At 62.0% G+C, this 18,793-nt stretch carries 17 protein-coding genes, 1 tRNA gene and 2 pseudogenes; 7 read left to right on the top strand and 13 right to left on the bottom strand.

Annotation, left to right across the window (positions count from 1 at the left end; translation table 11 throughout):
- Positions 1-71: 71 nt before the first annotated feature.
- From ACA062_RS09530 to ACA062_RS09505, 6 genes and pseudogenes are all read left to right on the top strand, one after another.
- Positions 72-185: pseudogene (locus ACA062_RS09530) on the top strand (type II toxin-antitoxin system RelE/ParE family toxin); the annotation flags it as partial.
- A 10-nt stretch (positions 186-195) separates the two neighbouring features.
- A pseudogene (locus ACA062_RS09525) lies at positions 196-342 on the top strand (Fis family transcriptional regulator); the annotation flags it as partial.
- Positions 343-800: 458 nt separating this feature from the next.
- Complete coding sequence (locus ACA062_RS09520; RefSeq protein ID WP_497456147.1) at positions 801-1,310, top strand: hypothetical protein; 510 nt, start codon at positions 801-803, stop codon at positions 1,308-1,310.
- Positions 1,311-1,612: 302 nt separating this feature from the next.
- Positions 1,613-1,822, top strand: a complete 210-nt coding sequence (locus ACA062_RS09515) for a hypothetical protein (RefSeq protein ID WP_497456146.1) — start codon at positions 1,613-1,615, stop codon at positions 1,820-1,822.
- 63 nt (positions 1,823-1,885) lie between these two features.
- Positions 1,886-2,074: a hypothetical protein gene (locus ACA062_RS09510; RefSeq protein ID WP_497456145.1), complete on the top strand. Its 189-nt coding sequence runs from the start codon at positions 1,886-1,888 to the stop codon at positions 2,072-2,074.
- A 108-nt stretch (positions 2,075-2,182) separates the two neighbouring features.
- Positions 2,183-2,395, top strand: coding sequence for a hypothetical protein (locus ACA062_RS09505; protein ID WP_497456144.1), 213 nt, complete (start codon positions 2,183-2,185; stop codon positions 2,393-2,395).
- A 207-nt stretch (positions 2,396-2,602) separates the two neighbouring features.
- On the opposite strand, the gene ACA062_RS09500 is transcribed toward ACA062_RS09505, so the two are convergent.
- Positions 2,603-2,679, bottom strand: a tRNA-Val gene (locus ACA062_RS09500).
- Between the two features lie 183 nt (positions 2,680-2,862).
- Here ACA062_RS09500 and ACA062_RS09495 point away from each other — a divergent pair.
- The gene (locus ACA062_RS09495) at positions 2,863-4,146 is read left to right on the top strand and encodes an NAD(P)/FAD-dependent oxidoreductase (protein WP_497456143.1); all 1,284 of its coding nucleotides are present in this window, start codon (positions 2,863-2,865) and stop codon (positions 4,144-4,146) included.
- A 282-nt stretch (positions 4,147-4,428) separates the two neighbouring features.
- On the opposite strand, the gene ACA062_RS09490 is transcribed toward ACA062_RS09495, so the two are convergent.
- The 12 genes from ACA062_RS09490 to ACA062_RS09435 form a co-directional block, all read right to left on the bottom strand.
- Positions 4,429-5,061: an RraA family protein gene (locus tag ACA062_RS09490; RefSeq protein WP_497456142.1), complete on the bottom strand. Its 633-nt coding sequence runs from the start codon at positions 5,059-5,061 to the stop codon at positions 4,429-4,431.
- Positions 5,062-5,217: 156 nt separating this feature from the next.
- On the bottom strand, positions 5,218-6,003 hold the full coding sequence (locus ACA062_RS09485) for an IucA/IucC family C-terminal-domain containing protein (RefSeq protein ID WP_497456141.1): 786 nt from the start codon (positions 6,001-6,003) through the stop codon (positions 5,218-5,220).
- Complete coding sequence (locus ACA062_RS09480) at positions 6,000-6,791, bottom strand: ABC transporter ATP-binding protein (RefSeq protein ID WP_128870248.1); 792 nt, start codon at positions 6,789-6,791, stop codon at positions 6,000-6,002. The genes ACA062_RS09485 and ACA062_RS09480 overlap by 4 nt, the downstream gene beginning before the upstream one ends.
- A gap of 12 nt (positions 6,792-6,803) precedes the next feature.
- Positions 6,804-7,835 carry a FecCD family ABC transporter permease gene (locus ACA062_RS09475; RefSeq protein ID WP_497456140.1) on the bottom strand — a complete coding sequence of 344 codons (1,032 nt, stop codon included), beginning with the start codon at positions 7,833-7,835 and terminating at the stop codon, positions 6,804-6,806.
- Positions 7,828-8,817, bottom strand: a complete 990-nt coding sequence (locus ACA062_RS09470; RefSeq protein ID WP_497456139.1) for a FecCD family ABC transporter permease — start codon at positions 8,815-8,817, stop codon at positions 7,828-7,830. The genes ACA062_RS09475 and ACA062_RS09470 overlap by 8 nt, the downstream gene beginning before the upstream one ends.
- Positions 8,814-9,734 (bottom strand): ABC transporter substrate-binding protein, encoded by a 921-nt coding sequence (locus ACA062_RS09465; RefSeq protein WP_497456138.1) that lies wholly within the window; start codon positions 9,732-9,734, stop codon positions 8,814-8,816. Before ACA062_RS09465 ends, ACA062_RS09470 begins: the two co-directional genes overlap by 4 nt.
- Positions 9,727-11,574, bottom strand: coding sequence for an IucA/IucC family protein (locus ACA062_RS09460; RefSeq protein WP_497456137.1), 1,848 nt, complete (start codon positions 11,572-11,574; stop codon positions 9,727-9,729). Before ACA062_RS09460 ends, ACA062_RS09465 begins: the two co-directional genes overlap by 8 nt.
- A 4-nt stretch (positions 11,575-11,578) precedes the next feature.
- Positions 11,579-12,352 carry an HpcH/HpaI aldolase family protein gene (locus ACA062_RS09455; RefSeq protein WP_497456136.1) on the bottom strand — a complete coding sequence of 258 codons (774 nt, stop codon included), beginning with the start codon at positions 12,350-12,352 and terminating at the stop codon, positions 11,579-11,581.
- A complete protein-coding gene (locus tag ACA062_RS09450; RefSeq protein WP_497456135.1) occupies positions 12,346-14,217 on the bottom strand; it encodes an IucA/IucC family protein in 1,872 nt (623 codons plus the stop codon). Before ACA062_RS09450 ends, ACA062_RS09455 begins: the two co-directional genes overlap by 7 nt.
- A gap of 21 nt (positions 14,218-14,238) precedes the next feature.
- A complete protein-coding gene (locus ACA062_RS09445; RefSeq protein WP_497457389.1) occupies positions 14,239-15,666 on the bottom strand; it encodes a DHA2 family efflux MFS transporter permease subunit in 1,428 nt (475 codons plus the stop codon).
- Positions 15,663-16,874, bottom strand: a complete 1,212-nt coding sequence (locus tag ACA062_RS09440) for a type III PLP-dependent enzyme (RefSeq protein WP_497456134.1) — start codon at positions 16,872-16,874, stop codon at positions 15,663-15,665. The genes ACA062_RS09445 and ACA062_RS09440 overlap by 4 nt, the downstream gene beginning before the upstream one ends.
- Positions 16,867-18,648, bottom strand: a complete 1,782-nt coding sequence (locus tag ACA062_RS09435; RefSeq protein ID WP_497456133.1) for an IucA/IucC family protein — start codon at positions 18,646-18,648, stop codon at positions 16,867-16,869. Before ACA062_RS09435 ends, ACA062_RS09440 begins: the two co-directional genes overlap by 8 nt.
- Between the last annotated feature and the right edge of the window lie 145 nt (positions 18,649-18,793).

Genomic DNA, 18,793 nt, shown 5'->3' with positions numbered 1-18,793 from the left:
GGAAATTTCTTACGCCCTCTTCAGAACCGCCTGATTGCGCCTACACGTGATCATCGCCACTCTCCCTTGATCTCTTCACCGTCGTAGGCTCCGACATGGTTCTGCTCCACGGTTTCATCAAGAAGAGCCAAAAGACACCAGCGTCTGACATGGCCACTGCCCCGCAGCGCCAAGCAAAATTATGAGGCAGAGCGCATGAACAAGAATATCGGATCTGACTTTGACGAATTCCTCGCCGAACAAGGCCTTGTCGAGGAAGTCGGCGCCGCCGCACTCAAGCGCGTCATCTCTTGGCAGATAGCCGAGGCGATGAACCTGGAGACTGAGAGGATTTCGAAAGAGTTAGTCGAATATATTTGTTCAGAATTCGAATATCTGTAACACCATGCCAAAAGCCGTTTTCAACTAAAATTGCATCTTCGACCTTGATGGGTTTGTCGCTCCCTTAGTACTTCGGGCGCGCGTCATCGGCGTCGCTCAGGAACTTCAGGTTGAATTTGCGCATAGCCCATTCGCCCTCCTTGGCAGGTTGTGTTGCATGAGTGGCGCAAAGCCCGGCGGCCTCAATCCGGGGCCATCGAGCGCAGCACCTCTCGCAGAAACCTGCCGACGAACGGTGTTGAAAGTCCCCCCTGCAAGCCTAAGCTCACGTCATGTCGCAACGACGTTGGGGCCCTGGAAAATCCCCATCCGGCTCGAAGGAGCCGCTCTAAAAATAACAACTACATAACTCATGAGTTATTGCTTTTTGTGGGCTGCGAGAAAGAGGACTTTTCCAGAGCTTCCTTGGGGTAATAGAGATGAAAAACATTATTTTAGCTGCTGCACTTGTCTCCTGTGCGGCACCGATCGCACTTGCTGATATAGGCGCTTTTGCTGGCTTGACGTATGCCTTTGGCGCCAATACCGGTATAGGCTTTACTCTTCATGCAACGTCTAGCCGTGATGAAAATAGCGCCATCGCGTCGGCAGGTATCAGCTACTACCCCTTTGCCGTTACCCCAATGTTCGGGATCCCCGTGGGTGTCGGCTACCAAGGCAAAAATGCAGCGGCTATCTTCAGTTATGACCTCCTGCTTAAACGATTCGCTATTGCCGGCGGTTACGCCAGCACCCGTGATGACGATGATTCCGATGGGGACTCGGCCAGCACCTCGTCACTCGGCTCATCAGGGGGATCCCAGTCAGGAACCGGAACCGGTGGCGGGTCTGGCGGTGGCTCTGGTGGTGGAACCGTAGGTGGCGGTGGCGGTGGCGGTGGCGGTGGCACCATAGGTGGCGGTGGAGGATCAGTTGCAATTATTCAATAGCGGGAGAAGACAGTTGGTGACAAGGATCGGGCTACAGAGAGAGAATCGCAGCCAGAAACAGGACGCTCCCGGTGTTCACAGTACCCCGCGTGAACCAACCCGATACTTTTTGAACGCTCTGTATAAACTCAAGCCAGACAAATAAGGGCCCACTTTTCGGTGAGCCCTTCCAGACCGCCCGGCAGAGCCCAAAAAAGGACGGTTTTATTTTTCGGTTACTTTCTGGAAATCACCCCGCCCCCTTTTTTTTTCGCTTTTTTCGCGCCCCCTTTTTTCGTGCAGGCACTGCAAAAATTCTGACAATGACCAAGAAACGGCCGACAGACACCCGTACAGCAACCGCTGCTGAAATAGAGAGCGCCATCCAGGCCCTGAATAAAATGGCTGAACGTCTTTGGGGAGAGGGTCGAGAGACCGAGGCGAAAGCCCTCCTTGATGCCCTGGATGCTCTGAACCGGGCACTGGACCGGATCAGGATCGGCGAAAGTCGCAGGGCCAAGACTCTTCATTGAAAGAGGTACAGCGGACTACCTGGCACACGGGTGCCCTGGCCGATCCGGAACGAGGGCTTAGGCATGGCGCACTCACTTCAATACCAGATAACCGAATCCGTTCGCATCGTTGAGATCGAGGTGGGGAAGCTGCTCGATTTGGCAGCCATGCTGAAGGCCGCTGGAAATGATGCCTTGGCAACCGCTGTCTCGAGCCAGGCGAATAAGCTTCTTGAAGCCGCGGTAGCACTGAGAATCGCGATGGCCAGCTGAAGTCATGGACTCGGCTGACAACTTACGCCGAGTGAAGGCGGAAAGGATCGTGCGGACTGCAGATTTTTTTGCCTGCTACGCTTTCCTCACGCAAAGGAGGAATCAGCCATGCCTACCCACGACCTCATCCCTTCGCTGATATTCAAGCTCAACGAAAACCAGCTCGCCATTGCGGAGTCCGTCGAGGCGCTCTCCATCTGGATCGAGCAACTGCATGGCCCCGCCGAGGATGCCGTCAGGATCCGCAGCTCTCTGTCCAAGCTCGATGAGAACCTGGAATTCATCACGCGCGGGGTTGCCGAACTGCTGAATGATCGATGACATCCCGGTCCTCGATCACTGAGAACGCCGGGCATATCAAGCAGGGACCGTCAGGCAAAGCTGGAGGCGCAAGGCGCGGACTGACACCGCGCCCTACCCCCCTAATCGTATCGAGCCTCAGCGCTCATGAGATTTTTCAATCGACCACAAAAAAGGGCCCACCTTTCGGTGAGCCCTTCCAGACCGCCCAGCAGAGCGGATTTTGTTTGGTAGGCGCGATTGGACTCGAACCAACGACCCCCACCATGTCAAGGTGGTGCTCTAACCAACTGAGCTACGTGCCTGCTGTGTGGCGGCATTCTACGGAATTCCGGAGGGGTGTCAACACCTTTTTTCGAGCTAACCCTATGAATATGCAAAATATTTAATTTTGCTGCGGCAAAGAAGGGTTTGCGGTGGCTGGCGGTCGATTTTTAACTCGGGTAGGATCGATGCACTCGTAAAATATATTAAACAGAGGCTGCAGGATGGCGCACACACCCTACCCCGAGTCCTACTACGCCGCTTCGGCCAATGCGGTTCCGCCGCGCCCGGCCCTGCAGGATGACGTAGAGACTGATGTCTGTGTGATCGGCGCCGGTTACACCGGCCTGTCCGCGGCCCTGTTTCTGTTGGAGAACGGTTTTCGGGTGACGGTCCTGGAAGCGGCGAAGGTGGGCTTTGGCGCGTCGGGGCGTAATGGCGGACAGATCGTCAACAGCTATAGCCGTGACATCGATGTGATCGAGCGCAGTGTCGGGCCCAAGCAGGCTCAGTTGCTGGGGCAGATGGCGTTCGAGGGCGGGCGGATCATTCGCGAGCGGGTTGCCAAATATAATATCCAGTGCGACCTGAAGGACGGCGGCGTGTTCGCGGCCATCACCGCCAAGCAGATGGGACACCTGGAATCCCAGAAGCGGCTGTGGGAGCGTTTCGGTCACACCCAGCTGGAGCTGATGGATCAACGCCGGATCCGTGAAGTGGTGGCTTGCGATCAATACATCGGCGGCATGCTCGACATGAGTGGCGGGCACATTCATCCGCTGAACCTGGCGCTGGGCGAAGCCGCGGCCGTCGAGTCGTTGGGCGGCACTATTTATGAGCAGTCGCCAGCGGTGCGAATCGAGCGCGGGGCGAATCCGCTGGTGCATACGCCACAGGGCAAGGTCAGGGCCAAGTTCATCATCGTTGCCGGCAACGCCTACCTGGGCAATCTGGTGCCGGAGCTGGCGGCCAAGTCGATGCCCTGCGGGACTCAGGTCATTACCACCGAGCCGCTGGGCGAGGAACTGGCCAGGGCCATGCTGCCTCAGGATTATTGCGTCGAAGACTGCAATTACCTGCTCGACTACTACCGCCTGAGTGGTGACAAGCGTCTGATTTTTGGCGGCGGCGTGGTGTATGGCGCGCGGGATCCGGCGAACATTGAAGCGATCATCCGGCCGAAGATGCTCAAGGCCTTTCCCCAGCTCAAGGACGTGAAGATCGATTACGCCTGGACCGGCAATTTCCTGCTGACCCTGTCGCGCCTGCCTCAGGTTGGACGTCTGGGCGACAACATCTACTATTCCCAGGGTTGCAGCGGCCATGGGGTGACCTATACGCACCTGGCGGGCAAGGTCCTGGCTGAGGCATTGCGTGGCCAGGCGGAGCGGTTCGACGCGTTTGCCGACTTGCCGCATTATCCGTTTCCCGGTGGGCAGATGCTGCGGACACCGTTTGCGGCGTTGGGGGCGTGGTATTACGGGTTGCGCGACAAGTTCGGGTTCTGAGCGACCGCCAAACCCCTGTGCAGGAGCCGGCTTGCTGGCGAAGGCGTCTTCATGGGCGCTGCATGGCTTGAGGCCGCCTTCGCTGGCAAGCCAGCTCCTACACGATCACCTGCATACCGCAGGACTGTGAAGAACTCCAAACCCTGTAGGAGCGAGCTTGCTCGCGAAGGACGTATCGGCGACGCGGGCAACCAGAAGATCTGCGTTATCGTTAACGTTTTTCGTCGGAACGCCGCCCGGAGCAAGCTCGCTCCTACAAGGGCAAACGGCGATTGCGCCGATTTAAGCAGGACGGGCGTGAAGCCGCTGCAGGAATTCGGCTCTGCGCTTCTGGTCCGTTTCCTCTTTGCGTAATAGCTCGGGAAGCAGCTCGGCGGCCCGGCCGGGATCGAGGATGAAGACACCGTCATCGTCACCGATGGCCAGGTCGCCCGGCTGTACTTGAACGCCGCCTACCGTGATCGCCTGATTGACTTCACCGCGGGCGCCGATGCCGCGCGTGGTGTAGGCACTGACGTCCCGGCAAAACACCGGCAGACCATGACGACGCAAGGCACTGACGTCGGTGACGGCACCCGACACCACCACCCCGGCCAGGCCTTTGATCAATCCCGCCAAGGTGCGCAGCTCACCCCAGCAACCACATTCCTCGTCGCCCACGCATTCGATCACCAGCACGTCGCCTGGCTCGCTCAGCAACAGGGCCTCACGCAGAATGCTGCCATCGGGCGGGAAGACTTTGACGGTGACGACCTGGCCGACCATGCGGATATCGTTGAACAACGGCTTGATCCCGCGCAGGAAGCCGCGGTCGGAAAAATGGCCGACGGTCGACGAAGGGATCGATCGGTAAGCGGCGAGCAGTTCCTGGCTAACGACTGGCTGGCGAGGGTTGATCTGATAGCTCATCGGCATTTCCCCGGCGTGGCAATGGACTGGTCTGCCAGCTCCCGGTTGACGACCTGCTGGCGAGGGTTGATCTGATAGCTCATCGGCATTCCCTGGGCGTGGCAATGGACTGATCTGGCAGCTCCCGGCTGACGACCTGCTGCCGAGGGGTAATCTGATCACTCATCGGCATTTTTTCCCCGGGCGTAGCAATGGACAGGTCGAGCAGTATTCGGCAGGCTCGGTGGCCAGGTAGTAGAAACAACAGGTGCGGCGGAAGCGAATGCTGCGTTGGCCGTCGTCGACCAGTGTCGGCGGTCGGCGGAAATGGCTCAGCGGGTTGTAGTCGAGGCCGAACAGCGCAGGGTCGGCCTGAGTCAGCAACCATTGGAAGTCCGCTTCGCAGCGTTCGCGCACCGACGGATCGTCGATTTTTGCCATGCGTTTTTCATACAACGAATACACGCGTACGGCGGTGTTCTCCCAGAGGATGCGCCGAGTAACGCCGGTGACCCGGTTGAAAGTTTGCCACAGCGGTTTCAACAGCCCGGCAAACAGCGCCTGCACCACGGCTTCCCGCCAGGCCTCGCGCTCATTGGTCCCATAGGTCAGCGGCTGGCCGTGATGCAGCGGCAGCGACGACGTCCACAACCCGTCATCGTGGCCGTACTCGATCACCGTGTTGTCGAGAGACAGCAGCAGCCCCTTGTCATACACCGACATCGCATACAGACAGGCACCGGTCGCCAGAAACGATAAACGCTTGCCCAGCAGCGAGGCGGTGATCGCCCGGCTCGGCGAGCCGATCACCGGGCCCAAGGCGTCCAGCAGTTGCTCGCACACCGCCTCCTGCAACAAGTCCCGGGCCATCAGCGAGCGTAACGGGTAGCGCGCTTCAATGTCTTTGAGCCGCAATCCACCGGACAACACCGCCCACTCTGGCGCCGTGAAATAACCAGCCAGACTCATTGCGGCAGTTCCCGACCGAACGGGATGCACATCGGCGTACCAAAGAACGGGTCGGGAATGATTCGACAGTTGAGGTCGAACACGGTCTTGACCAGCGCCTGGGTCAAGACGTCCTCGGGCCGGCCCTGGGCAAAGGCCGTTCGTTCGTGCACCGCGACCATGTGATCGGCATAACGACAGGCCAGGTTGAGGTCGTGCAGCACCATGATGATGGTTTTGTTCTCGAGCCGGTTGAGGTCGCGCAGCAGGTCCAGGACCTCGATCTGGTGCGCCAGGTCGAGAAAGGTCGTCGGCTCGTCCAGCAGCACGATGCCGGTGTCCTGAGCCAGGGTCATGGCGATCCACGCCCGCTGGCGCTGCCCGCCGGACAGGGCATCCACCGGTCGATCGGCCAGCGCCTGCAGGCTGGTCTGCTCCAGTGCGCGATTGACCATGGCTTCATCCTCGACCGACCACTGCTGCATCCAGCTCTGATAAGGGTATCGGCCCAGGGCCACGAGCTGGCGCACGGTAATGCCCTCCGGCGCCGTCGGGGTCTGGGGCAGGATGGCCAGCTCACGCGCCACCGCCGCCGTGGATTTTTGCTGGATATCCACGCCGTTGAGAATCACCGAGCCTTGCTGCGGCTTGAGCAGTCGGGCAAAGGATTTGAGCAGGGTGCTTTTTCCGCAGCCGTTACTGCCGATCAGCACCGAGATCTTGCCCTTGGGCAGTTGCATGTCCAGTGCGTCAATAATCACCTGGCGCTGATAGCTCAGGGTCAGGCCGCGACTTGCAATCGACGTCATGCGTTGAGTTCCTTAATGACGTTGTTTAATCAACAGATAGAGAAAAAAGGGCGTGCCCAGGACCGCGACAAAGATCCCCGCCGGCAGATCCAGGGGCAAGAACAGCGTGCGCCCGGCCAGGTCCGCCAGCATCACCAGGTTGGCCCCCACCAGCGCTGCCATCACCGCCTGACCCGCGAAACCGGGGGCCACCAAGCGCTTGGCAATGTGCGGCGCAATCAACCCGACAAAGGCGATTGCGCCGCCCCAGGCCACGGCCGCACCGGCCAATGCCACACTCACCAGCAACAGACCGGCCCGCAGCCATTGCACACGCACGCCAATGCCCTGGGCCAGGTGGTCGTCCAGCTGTTGCACCATCACCTGCCGGGCCAATAGCACCAGCAACGGGCAAATGCCCAACAGCCAGCCCGCCAGTGCCAGGGGTTCGGGCCAACTGGCGCCATAGACGCTGCCGGTCAACCAGACATAGGCCGACAGGGTGGTGGTCAGCGGACTGAAGACCAGGATGAAGGTGGTCGCCGCCGTCAACATCGCCGACACGCCGACGCCGATCAGCACCAGGCGCAACGGCGAGGCCCCCTGCTTCCAGGCCAGCAGATAAATGGCCAGTGTCGCCAGGGCCGCTCCGAGCATCGCGGCCAGGGGCAGAAACTGTTGCCCCAGGGTCACCGACAGGAACGACAGGTACAGCACGGCGGCGGCGCTGGCACCGCTGGTGATGCCCAGCAGGTCAGGCGACGCCAGCGGGTTGCGGATGATGCTTTGCAGGATCAGCCCGGACACCGACAACGCCGCCCCCACCAATGCCGCCAGGACAATGCGCGGAAAACGCAGTTGCTCGACGATCAAGGTCAGGCTGGGGTCCTGGCTGGAAAACAGGATGCGCAGCACCTCGAAGGGCGACAGGATGACTTTGCCCAGCGCCAACGAGCCGAGCATCACCAGCGAGGTGGCCAGCAGCGCCGCCGCCAATCGCCACCAGGTGCCAAGGTTGACCTGCCGGGAATACCCGCCCCGGCGCCAGGTCACCACCTTATCCATAACGACCTCCACGCCGCGCCAGCATGATGAAGAACGGCGCGCCGAACAGCGCCGTCATGACGCCCACCGGCACCTCTTGCGGCAGGATCACCACCCGCGACAGGGTGTCCGCCAACAGCAGGAGAATGGCCCCCAGCAGTGCACAACCGGGCAACAGCCAGCGATGGTCGATGGACAATCCCTTGCGCACCATGTGCGGCACCAGCAGGCCGATAAAACCGATGCTGCCGGCCAACGCCACGGCGCTGCCCGCCAGACAGATCACCAGCACGCTCATCAGCAGCCGGATCAGTCCGGTACGCTGCCCGAGCCCGGTGGCAATCTCTTCCCCGGCGTTCAGTACGTTGACCTGCCCGCCCAGCAACAGCGCCCCCGACAAACCAAGCACCGCGCACAGCAACAAGGGGGCGGCGGTCGACAGGCTGCGTTCGGTCAAGGAACCGGCCATCCAGAACAGCACCGTGTCCAGGCCATCCTGGTTGACCACGAGCAACGCCTGGCTGAAGGCGGAAAACAGCGCAGCCATCGCCGCCCCCGCCAGCACGATGCGCAGTGGACTGAGACTGCCCTGCCCCATGTTGCCGATCAGCCACACCAGGCACCCCGCCACGGCAGCGCCAAGAAAAGCACACCACAGCCAGGCATCCGGCGAGGCCAGGGAGAAGATCGAGGAAAACAGGATGATGAAAAAAGTCGCACCGGCATTGATCCCGAACAAGCCGGGTGACGCCAGCGGATTACGCGTCAGTGCCTGCATCAGGGCGCCCGCGACCGCCAGGCTGGCGCCGACGGAAATCGCCATCAGGGTCCGCGACAGCCGCGTGGTGGTGACCAGCACATGATCGATACTCAGCGGGTCGGGGTGGACCAAGGCCGCGGCAATCTGCGGCAGCGGAATCCAGGTGGCGCCGACCGCCAGGCTCAACACGCAGCACAACAGCAATACGACTCCGGCGCAGCACAGCTTTGCACCAGGACTCATGAGGCCACCTGCGCCGCAGCCACGCGGGCCACGTCGTCTAGCATCAGGTTCGCCCCCAGCATGCCGCCCGACAGGCTCCAGGCGATGCCATCGACCTGCCACACCTGCCCTTGCTGCGGGGCACGCATCTGCTTCCACAGCGGGTGTTGCACCAGGCTCTGGTAGTTGCGCTGCACCGCCGCGTTCTGCGCGCGCAGAAACACGAAGAAGATATCGGCATTCACCACCGCAAGGCTCTCCTTGCTGGTGAGCTTGATCGACACCCCGCTCGCCTCCCGGCTGCTGTCGCTCCAGTTGAAGCCCAGTTCGCTGAGCACGGAACCGGGGAAGCTGGCCGGCAGGTAGCTGCGGATATGGTCTTCGCGGATATCCAGGATCGACACCGTCGGCGGCCAGCGACCGGCAAAGGTCTGCTGCAATTGCTGACGCAGTTGCACCACACGCTGCTGCCAACGGTCGAGAATCTCGTCGGCCTGCTGTTGCCGCTGCAATGCAGCGCCCATCAGGGCGAGGGTCTTTTTGAATTCAAACACTTCCTCCAGCATCAGCACCGGGGCGATCTGCCGGAGCAAGGGTGCGATGCGTTCATGGCGAAAGCGCGAGGCCACGATCAGGTCCGGCTTGAGCAGCGCGATGTCCTCGAGGCTGGGCTGGGTTTCCAGCCCGACATGGGGCACGGCGCCCAGGGCTTCGCGCAAATAGCGATAGGTCGGTTTCTCGCTCCAGGAATCCACCACGCCACAAGGCGTCACGCCCAACACCACGGCGCAGTCGGTGGCGCCCTGAAACAGGGTGATCACCCGCAACGGCGCGGCGCCGGTTTCGGCCCACGCCGGCGAACAAAACCTGAGGGCCAGCGCCCCCAGGGACAGGCGCAGCAGCGTGCGCCTGGAAGGATGATGTCGCGGTTCAGGCATCGTGATCGAGCCTGTGGAACGGGTTGACCACCTGGCCTTTGCCAAACGGCATGCTGCCAGGGCCGCCCGCCCGTTCGATCATCGGGGTCAGCAGCAATTTCTGTGGCCAGTGTGGCGCTTCGAACAACTGGTGCTTGATCATGGTTCGCGCCTCGGCATCAAACTCAATGGTGTCGATCAGCTCGTTGAGCGCCTCGCCCATGGCCTTCCACAACCGGGTCGGCGGCAACGCGTAGACCTCAGCCAGGGTATCGATAATGGCGCGGAGGTTGACCTGAATACCCAGGGTCTGCAACCAGAACAGCAAGTCTTCGGGGCGATCGTGGTACAGCGTGTTGGCGTGCCCCTTCTTCAGCCGGTAGGCCGGGTCGGCCAGGCCATTGCGTTCCAGCCAGGGTACGTAGATGCGCAACGAATCGTGATCGCGCAACAGCAGGCCCTGGGCGTAGCCGGCCTTCCACACCAGCACCGCGTTCTGCCCGTGGATTTCCCCGAGCATGCCGATGCGCAACATCCGCAGGTTGATGTCGAAAAAGCTGTGGCACAGCTCGCGGAACAGGGTCATCACCGACGCGGCACTGGCCGGCAGTTGGCGGTAAGCCATCCAGTCATCGAAAAAGTGCTGGTTGCTGCCGGGCAGCGGCGTACCGAGCGCCGCCATGGGCACCAGGCGGGTGTCCGGATCTTCCAGCAGCGCCGGCGGATAGCCACGGACCATGGCCGAGAGGTGGCGCGGCGCTTCGTCGAACAGCGTCGCGTCCGGCGGCATGAATGCCCACCACTTGGTTTCATCGCACAGGTGCAGGGACTGTCGGAGGGTTTCGTCCTTGGCCAGCGCCTGGCGCAGCAAGGCTTCACTGAGGCCGCCGTTGATCATCTTCACCGCAGGCAGGTAACGCGAGGCGCCAAGGGAATAGATCGCCATCGGCAGCTTGAGGTAATCGGCACTGTTGAAGCACGGGGTCATCGAGCGCAACGACGAGGTGGCGAAGAAGTCACCGTCGGTGAAGTCCAGTCGCTGACAGTCGCCGCGGGCAAAGGCGTCGCCGAGCTGCGCTTGCAGCACATGCTCGAACTGCCATGGGTGCACCGGCAGCGCGACATGGCTTTGGGCAATGCCTCGCTGTTGCAACTCTTGCTGCAAGTCGGCCTGCAACAGCGGCGGCAACAGGTACTGGGCCGGGTAATTCTGCGCCAGGTCCGTCACCCCGTCGCCGCACTGCAGTAGGGTGCGATCGACCGCCACCCAATGCAACGCCACCGGGCGCGCGAACTCGGCCTGATACTGTTGATATTCCGTGTCGCTCAACCCTTGCTTGGCCTTGGCCAGCGGGTGATAAGGACGATCACGCAGCGACGCCCACTGCTCCATGGTCAGGAAGAAGTCCGCGTTGTTTTTTTCCAGCAAGCGCTCGCTGTCGACCCCATGGTTCAGGGACAACTCGGTTTGCCGCACGCTGGTGCGCAGCACATCGAGGAACAGGGCAAAGCCTTTTTCATTGTCCGGGTAGCGACCGGTCATCCCGGCCAGCACTTGGGTGGTGAAGGCCTCGGGCGACAGCTCGGTCAACTGCTCATCCTGTCGCGCCCATACCGGCGTGCCCGGTACTTTTTCCCATTGCTGGGTAATGCCGGGACGCAGGGCAATGACGAGGCAGCCCTGGGGCTCGCCGGGCCATTCCCAGATCCGGTGCCCGGCGCTCACCCCGGTAAAGGGTTGATCGGCCGCTGCCGAGGGCGCCACCAGGTTCAGCGGCTCGGTGCCGAAAAAATGTTCGGCCAGCAAACAGTCGACCAGATCCTGCATCACTTTGTCGGCGGCCATTGCGGTGAAATTCATCCGATTATTTTCCTTCTGCTGAAGTGGCGGCCAATCTGGCCTGGAGGGCACGAAAAGCGATGCCACGCTCATCACCCAAAACAAAACTGTTTACCCCGCGGGCCAACCACCGTTCGTGGTCGCCCGGCTGGCGTGGAATCGCGCAATACGGCACACCGGCGGCACTGGCCGCCTGCCAGCTGGCGAGCAGCGCCTGCTGCACCTCGGGCCGGTCGATCTGCCAGGGCGTGCCCATCGATTGCGACAAGTCGGCAGCGCCTTCGAGGATCATGTCCAGGCCCGGTACCGCGGCAATCTCGGCCGCCCGGCGTACGCCTGCGGCACTTTCGATCATCGCCACCACCATGATTTGCTCGTTGGCCAGCCCGATGTAGTCGGCCAGGCTGTGCTTGCCAAAGGCCCCGGGGCGCCCGGCGTTCAGGCTGCGATTGCCCTGGGGGTGGTACTTGCAGGCCCGAATGCTGTCGGCCAGGGATTCGGCGCTTTCGATCATCGGCAACACGATGCCCTGGGCGCCGCCATCGAGCAGGCGCAGCAAGGTTTTCGGGTTGAGGTCCGCCACCCGCACCAGCGGCGTGATCGCATAACTCTCGGCGGTGCGGATCATGTTCTCCACGGTTTCGGGGTTGATCAGCACGTGCTCCATGTCGATGATCACGAAATCGAAACCGGCTTCGGCAATCAGCTCGATAGCCGCTGGCGCCGGAATCGAGCTGATCAAGCCGTAGACCGGCTCCCTCGCACTGAGTTTCTGCTTGAGCAGATTGGTCCTCAGCATGATTGCGGCCCAAAGGCGTGCAGCGGATTGGGCACCGATTTGAAGCGACGCTCGCCGTCGCCCAGCAGGCGGCGCTTGGTCAGTTCTTCGACTTCATAGAACGGCGCGAACACATCAAACGCCGCATAACGCACACGGTGTTGCGGATGCTCGGCCTGGTAGCCGCTGATCACTTCAGCGGTCATCTGCCAGAACAGGCTTTCTTCCAGCTGGTAGTGCTGGTGCAGGAAGATCGCCATCTCGGCCAGGGCGATGAAAAAGAACGAATCACAGGAGAAATCCCGCACCGCATCCAGGTCATCGGTGAGGATGAACGAGTTGCGGTTGAGCCTGGCGTGGCTGGCAGGCAGCGGCACCAGGGTCGGGCACAGCTCGGGGCGGCCCAGGTGCTGCGGTGAATAGCGCACGCCGTCGTGGAAGTCTTTCAGGGCAATCCGTTGCGGCCAGCCCTGCTTGACGATCAGGACGATGTTCTGCCCATGGGATTCCATGCCGATGCCTTCGGCATAGAGCATGTGGATGATCGGCGACACCGCCACCTGCAACAGTTGGCGCGTCCAGGCCTGCAGGCCGTATTGCGTGATCCAGGCATCGATGAACGGCGTTTGTTCACCGTTGCCGTAGCGATTGTCCACCGAGCTCAAGCCATTGAACGGCACCGCTTGCTCATCGTCTTCAAGGTACTGATGAATGCTTTCGCGCCACAGGGTGCCCAGGGTGCCGTAGGCCTGGGACATCCGCGTGGCGGGCAGGTGGTCGTAGTCAAAGCTGACCCCGACCACTTCGCCAAGAATCACCAAGCCAAGATCACGGGCGGTGCTGTCGCTGCGGATCAGCTGGTGCAGCCAGTCGGTGATGATCGGGCCGTTCATCACCGTGTGCCGCGCCAGGATGCGGGTGCTGGAGGTGTTGGTCATGCTCAGGGCGAGCTTGACGTAAGGCCGCTGTTTTTGCGTGACGTTGGCCAGGGTGCGGATCGACTGCTGCGCCTGATAGCGATCATCCGTGGTGCCCAGATGGATCACTTCACCGCTGACCAGTTCCGGGTAGAACACCGGAACGATGACGTTTCCCCACTGCCACGGGTGCACCGGCATCAACCAGTAATCGTCCATCGCCTTGCCCTGATCTTGCAGATTCGCAGCGAGCTGCTGCCAGCGCTGCAGCCCGAATTCCTGCTGGATGAATCCGTGGTAATCCAGGTGCTGCGAGCTGTTCATCGCCCCGCAAGTCTTGGCCACCGCCAGCCAGACGATCGCGATGGGCGCGGCAAATTCCGGCCCGTAGCTGGCGTTGTCCTTGAGCGAGAAGCCGATGCGCGACTTGTAGCAAGGGTGATAGCTGTGGGCGTCCATGAAGTGCTGTTCCAGCGCATCGACGTCCAGCTGATGGCTGGGCCGGGCCGCTTGATAACCCTGGCTGCGCGATTGCAGGTCCTTGAGCAGGGTCTGCTCCAGCTCATGGGTGAAGCGTGGCAGGTGCGGGCTGTCCTGCAGTTCGCCCAACAACTCCGCCAAGGCCTGGTGCAAATGCGGCCGGCGGTGCTCGCCCGAGGCATCCACGCGCTCGAGGCTGGCATAGTCGAGGCGGATCAGCTCGAAGCTGGCGCTGAGCAAGCCGTTGCAACGGTACTCCACCGGCTGTTGCCGGGCATCGACGCCGCTGACGATAAAACGCTGCTGGCCATCCTCCAGAGGCGAATGGCGATACGCCAGGACGTTTTCATACAGCAGCGTTTGCAGCAGTTGACCCACCACGCGCTGTTCCACTTGCCGATAGTGGCGGGGCTCGGCCGTCGCCAGCCAGACGCCTGGCGCAGAACCTGTCGCCTGCTGTGTTGCCTGTGAAGAAGTCGCCATAGTCATGAACCTTGTCGGTAAAAAGAATTAACGCTGTTCGAGGGCCGAAGGCAGTGCCTCGGCCGGCTCGTCGGAGACGGGAAGCGGGAAACGCCAGGCACAGGGCAACGCGAGCAGAATCAGGATGCCGGTGGCCATGAACACTTCGCTGATCGCCCCGGGGCTGGCCATCGAAACCACCCCGCCCCCGGCCTCGCCCGCCAGGCGGAACTCCAGCCACAGCGAAGCGACCACGATGGCCAATGACGACACGAGGCGGCGGGAGATGTTGTTCATCGCCGCGCCCTGGGTGACCATCGGTTCAGGCAGGGCATCGAGCCCGGCGGTGGTGATGGGGAGATAGGACAGGCCCAGTCCGGCGCCGCGGACCATCATCAACACAAACACCACGGCGATTGAAGCGCTGGCATCCAGCAGGCCCAGGCCCAACGTGGCGCCACCGGTCAACAGCAACCCCCAGAACACCACGCCGCGCGGGCCGTGACGGTCCAGCCACTTGCCGCCGAGATGGCCGAACAGGCTGGCGAACAGCGCCGTGCACAGCAGCGACAGGCCGGTCCAGATCGCGCTGTAGCCCATCACCATCTGCACCAGCAGGGGCAGCAGCACCAGGCACTCGAACATGCCGACCGACTGCACCACGGCGATGATCACGCTCAGGCGATAACCGCGCAGGGCAAAGATGCGCAGGTTGAGCAGCGGCGCCGTGCGGTTCAGTTCCAGGCGCACGAACGCCACCAGGCACAGGATCGCCACCAGCAACAGGCCGAGGTTGAAAGGATCGGTCAGGGCCTCGGCGTGACGCAGGCGTCCCACGGCGACCATCAGCAGGCCGATGCCCGTCGCGATCAGCAGGTAACCCGCCAGGTCGAAAGGTTTGCGTTCCGTCGCTTGCGACGCCGGCAGCACGCCGACGCCGAGGATCAACGCCAGCAGGCCGATGGGCACGTTCATCAGGAACAGCGAACGCCAGCTGAACCACTCCAGCATCAGGCTGCCGCACAACGGCCCCAAGGCCGGCGCCAGCATCACCGCCGCGCCCCACAGGCCGGTGACCCGGCCCCGCTCGCCCTTGGCGTACACCGAAAAAATGATCGCCAGGGACAGCGGAATCATCAGCCCGCTGGCAATGCCTTGCACCACCCGCGCGGTGATCACCAGGGCGATGGAATTGGCCAGCGCCCCCAGCAGCGAACCGCAGACAAACAACGCCACGCCCCACAAATACAGGGATTTTCGGCCCATGCGCTGGCTGAGAAAGCTGGTCAGGGGCATGGTCATGCCCATGCTCACCATGAACGCGGCCACGATCCAGGTGGCCAACAACGGGCCGATGTCGAAGGCCTCCATGAACGCTGGCAACGCCGGGTTCAGCGAACTGTTGTTCAGGCTGACCGTCAGCGTCCCCAACAGCACATTGACCACCACCAGCCAGCGCGGAACGGTAAAGGTCAATCCCACGGGGCGACTCCGGCTGCTTGCACAAACACCTGCGGCGGTCGCGGATGACAGAGGAAATCGGCGTGGGAAATGTTGTAGCCATAGGCACCGGCCAGGGGCAGCACCAGCATGTCGCCGATCTCCACCCCGGTCAGCGGGCAGTCACGGCTGAGCACATCCTTGGGCGTACAGAGTTGCCCGACGACGGTCCAGTTCTGCTGAGTCGCCGTCGGTTTCGCGCGATCCCGGGGCAGATGAATGACCGGGTGATCGTGCCCCTGGGCCACTGGCAGCCGGAACTGGTGGGTGCCGCCACGACAGACCAGGAAGTGCTTGCCGTGACTGGTTTTGCTGTCCAGCACTTCGATGGCGTAATAGCCGCAGAAGGCGCTGATGAAACGACCGGGTTCGAAGCGCACGACGGGCGCATCGGCACAGGCGGCCAGGCTCCGTCCCAGGTGCGCACACAGGCGCTGCCAGTCGAATTGCTGCGGGCCGAGGTAATTGACCCCCAGGCCACCGCCCACATTGAGGTGGGTGATGGTCGCGGGTAGCGCCGACAAGGCCTTCCATTGCGGCCAGCGCTGCAGGTACAGGTCGAGCAGTTGTTCATGGCGTTCCACCAGCGACTGGTGGGACATCGCATGCACATGAAAACCCTTGAGCCGCAGGTGGCTGGCGTTATCGACCCCACTCACGGCCCGGGCCAGTTCCGACTCATCGATCCCGAATGGCGTGGCGGTGCCGGCCATCGCCAGTTTGCTCGACAGCGGCGACGGCAGCTCGGGATTGATCCGCAGCAGCACGTCCTGCACCCGTCCTGCTTCCAGTGCCAACCGTTGCAGGCGGACGATTTCATTCAGGCTTTCGATGTGAATCGCTTCGACCTGATGGTGCAGCGCCGCACGCAGATCGGAATCCAGTTTGCCCGGGCCGGAGAAGATGAACGGCTTGCGTGTCGGGCAGGCCTGGAGGCGATCGATCTCGCCCCCGGAGGAAATCTCGAACCCGTGCACCAAGGGCGCCACGGTGGCGAGGATCTGCGGTTCGCTGTTGGCCTTGATCGCGTAGTAAAGCTCCACGCCTGCAGGGAGTGCCGCCATCACCTGCGTCACGTGCTGCGCCAGCGCGTCCAGGTCATAAATGAACAGGGCCAGGGGATCTTCCTGCTGAACACGAGCCTGGTCGATGGCGGCCACGACCGTTGCGGGCAGCTTATCCATGCTGGACCTCCTTGCCCCACGGGGACACCAGGTTGACGTAGCTGGCCTGGCGATCAGCCTTGGCAGCCAGGCGCACTTTCAGATTGGTCTTGCAGGCAATCGGCTGACCGGCGATCAGCGCATCCAGCTCCGGCGCGGCGCGGGTCAATTCGGCGCGGATGCTGATCAATTGCTGTTCGACGCTTTGCCACATCAGCGGCGCCAGGTGCGGCCGCTCCCAACTCAGGGCCAGCACCGCCTCGGACAGGTTGTTGACGAACAGGCAATAGACGATGCGGTTCCAGCCTTGCTGACGGGAATAGAGCAGCGACTCGCGCACCCGGGGATGAACCTCGGCATCGATCCGCGAAGCCCCCAGTTCACCGGTCAGCTTGACCCCTTCGAAGTCCCGCAGCAGCAGGCGTTGCGGGCGCCCGTTGTCATGCACCAGCACGCTGTTCTGCAAATGCGGCTCCATCACGATGCCGTGGTTGAAAAACAGCGCGAGCACCGGCCGCAGTAACAGCGCCTGGTAGTCGTCGAACCAGCTCAACAGCTGTTGGTCGAGGAGGTCGTCGCCGTTGAAGCGGCTCAGGAACTCGTGCACCAGCGGCCGCAGATGCAGGCCCCGGGCAAACAGTGTGCCGGCCATGATGCTGCAGTCGGTGCCGGTGTCGAGGCAGAAGTTTTCCCGCAGGATCGCCCCGGTCTGTTCGCGGAACCAGTGGCTGTCGGCTTCGCTGGCCTGTTGCGGCGCCCAGCTCAGCAGGCCCGGCTCGGCCACCACCGACAGCCCGCCGAGGGTCTCGGGTTGGGTCAGTTGCAGGGTGCGGAAGATCCGGTCGATCAGCAGCGTGCTTTCCAGTTCGTACCAGGCGTTTTTCCTGACGCAATTGGTGATGCGCACGTTTAGCGAGCCCTTGATGAAAAACCCGTGGCCCTCGATGTACCAGGTGCGGATGGACGCGGTGGGATTGGCCATCAGGCCCGTGGCGCCCAGATCGACGATCGCCGCGGATTTCAGCAACCGCTGCACCCGGGCGTCCTGCATGAACAACTGCGCCTGGACCGGGTGCATGCAGATCACGGCGTGCCCAGGCCGCGCCTGCGCCTGATCGGCAAAACCGGCCAGCACCTGGGCTTTGCTCAGGCCGTTGGCGCCGACGCTGAGCCCTTCCAGTGGCACCTCGAACAGGTGCAACGGCGTGCGGGCCTGGAACTCCGGGGCATAGGTTTCCTGGGCCAGGTGCGCGGGCCACAGGCGCGCCTTGGGTGCCGGGTGATTCGGATGCCCGAACCACAAGCCCTGCTCGCTGGCCAGGTAGCCGCTGAGCGGGTCCGCGTCCATCGGTGAGTTGTGGCCGACGATGGCCGCGGTCAGCAACTGGCTTTGCAACACTTGATCCAGCAACTCGTCATTGCTGGCGCGGGTCATGTGTTCGCACGCCGCGAGCATCTGCTCGACGAACTCGGCAAACCTCAGGCTCGACCAGTCGCCCTCACCGCGCCGGGCATAGACATCCGACAGGTAGCGATGGCTGCCGAGACCATCACGGCGGTCCACCATCACAAAGAACTGCTGCCGGTTGGGCAGCTTGATGGTCAGGGGAATGCCTTTCCATTCCAGGCCCTCAAGATAGCTGCCCGGGGCAATGCCTTGCATCTGCGTCGGCCAACTGTAACTCAGGCAGTTCTCCGGCAAGGCGAACTCTTTGATCAGACAATTAAGCAACGCGCAGGTCGTCGCCAATTCACTGACCATATTCGATAAAACTTTGCGATCTGGATGATTCATGGGTGCTCCACAGTAGCCCTGTGAGGTCACTGGATACGTTATATGGCGAAAAAAAATGAGTCATTGATCGACGGATTGGACAGTCGACAAAACCCCACGTAACGAGATCACTTCACTGAACCTTTCAAACAATAAGACGACGATC

It is taken from the genome of Pseudomonas sp. LBUM1679 (assembly GCF_059695565.1).
Note: the sequence above shows the minus strand (reverse complement) of the source record. Positions and strands in the feature narration are given on the sequence as shown.

Coding starts and splice junctions, on each gene's coding strand:
- ACA062_RS09435 (WP_497456133.1), bottom strand. CDS start 18,648: ATGAATCATCCAGATCGCAAAGTTTTATCGAATATGGTCAGTGAATTG.
- ACA062_RS09495 (WP_497456143.1), top strand. CDS start 2,863: ATGGCGCACACACCCTACCCCGAGTCCTACTACGCCGCTTCGGCCAAT.
- ACA062_RS09455 (WP_497456136.1), bottom strand. CDS start 12,352: ATGCTGAGGACCAATCTGCTCAAGCAGAAACTCAGTGCGAGGGAGCCG.
- ACA062_RS09470 (WP_497456139.1), bottom strand. CDS start 8,817: ATGAGTCCTGGTGCAAAGCTGTGCTGCGCCGGAGTCGTATTGCTGTTG.
- ACA062_RS09520 (WP_497456147.1), top strand. CDS start 801: ATGAAAAACATTATTTTAGCTGCTGCACTTGTCTCCTGTGCGGCACCG.
- ACA062_RS09480 (WP_128870248.1), bottom strand. CDS start 6,791: ATGACGTCGATTGCAAGTCGCGGCCTGACCCTGAGCTATCAGCGCCAG.
- ACA062_RS09440 (WP_497456134.1), bottom strand. CDS start 16,874: ATGGATAAGCTGCCCGCAACGGTCGTGGCCGCCATCGACCAGGCTCGT.
- ACA062_RS09450 (WP_497456135.1), bottom strand. CDS start 14,217: ATGACTATGGCGACTTCTTCACAGGCAACACAGCAGGCGACAGGTTCT.
- ACA062_RS09465 (WP_497456138.1), bottom strand. CDS start 9,734: ATGCCTGAACCGCGACATCATCCTTCCAGGCGCACGCTGCTGCGCCTG.
- ACA062_RS09505 (WP_497456144.1), top strand. CDS start 2,183: ATGCCTACCCACGACCTCATCCCTTCGCTGATATTCAAGCTCAACGAA.
- ACA062_RS09460 (WP_497456137.1), bottom strand. CDS start 11,574: ATGAATTTCACCGCAATGGCCGCCGACAAAGTGATGCAGGATCTGGTC.
- ACA062_RS09475 (WP_497456140.1), bottom strand. CDS start 7,835: ATGGATAAGGTGGTGACCTGGCGCCGGGGCGGGTATTCCCGGCAGGTC.
- ACA062_RS09515 (WP_497456146.1), top strand. CDS start 1,613: ATGACCAAGAAACGGCCGACAGACACCCGTACAGCAACCGCTGCTGAA.
- ACA062_RS09485 (WP_497456141.1), bottom strand. CDS start 6,003: ATGAGTCTGGCTGGTTATTTCACGGCGCCAGAGTGGGCGGTGTTGTCC.
- ACA062_RS09510 (WP_497456145.1), top strand. CDS start 1,886: ATGGCGCACTCACTTCAATACCAGATAACCGAATCCGTTCGCATCGTT.
- ACA062_RS09490 (WP_497456142.1), bottom strand. CDS start 5,061: ATGCCGATGAGCTATCAGATCAACCCTCGCCAGCCAGTCGTTAGCCAG.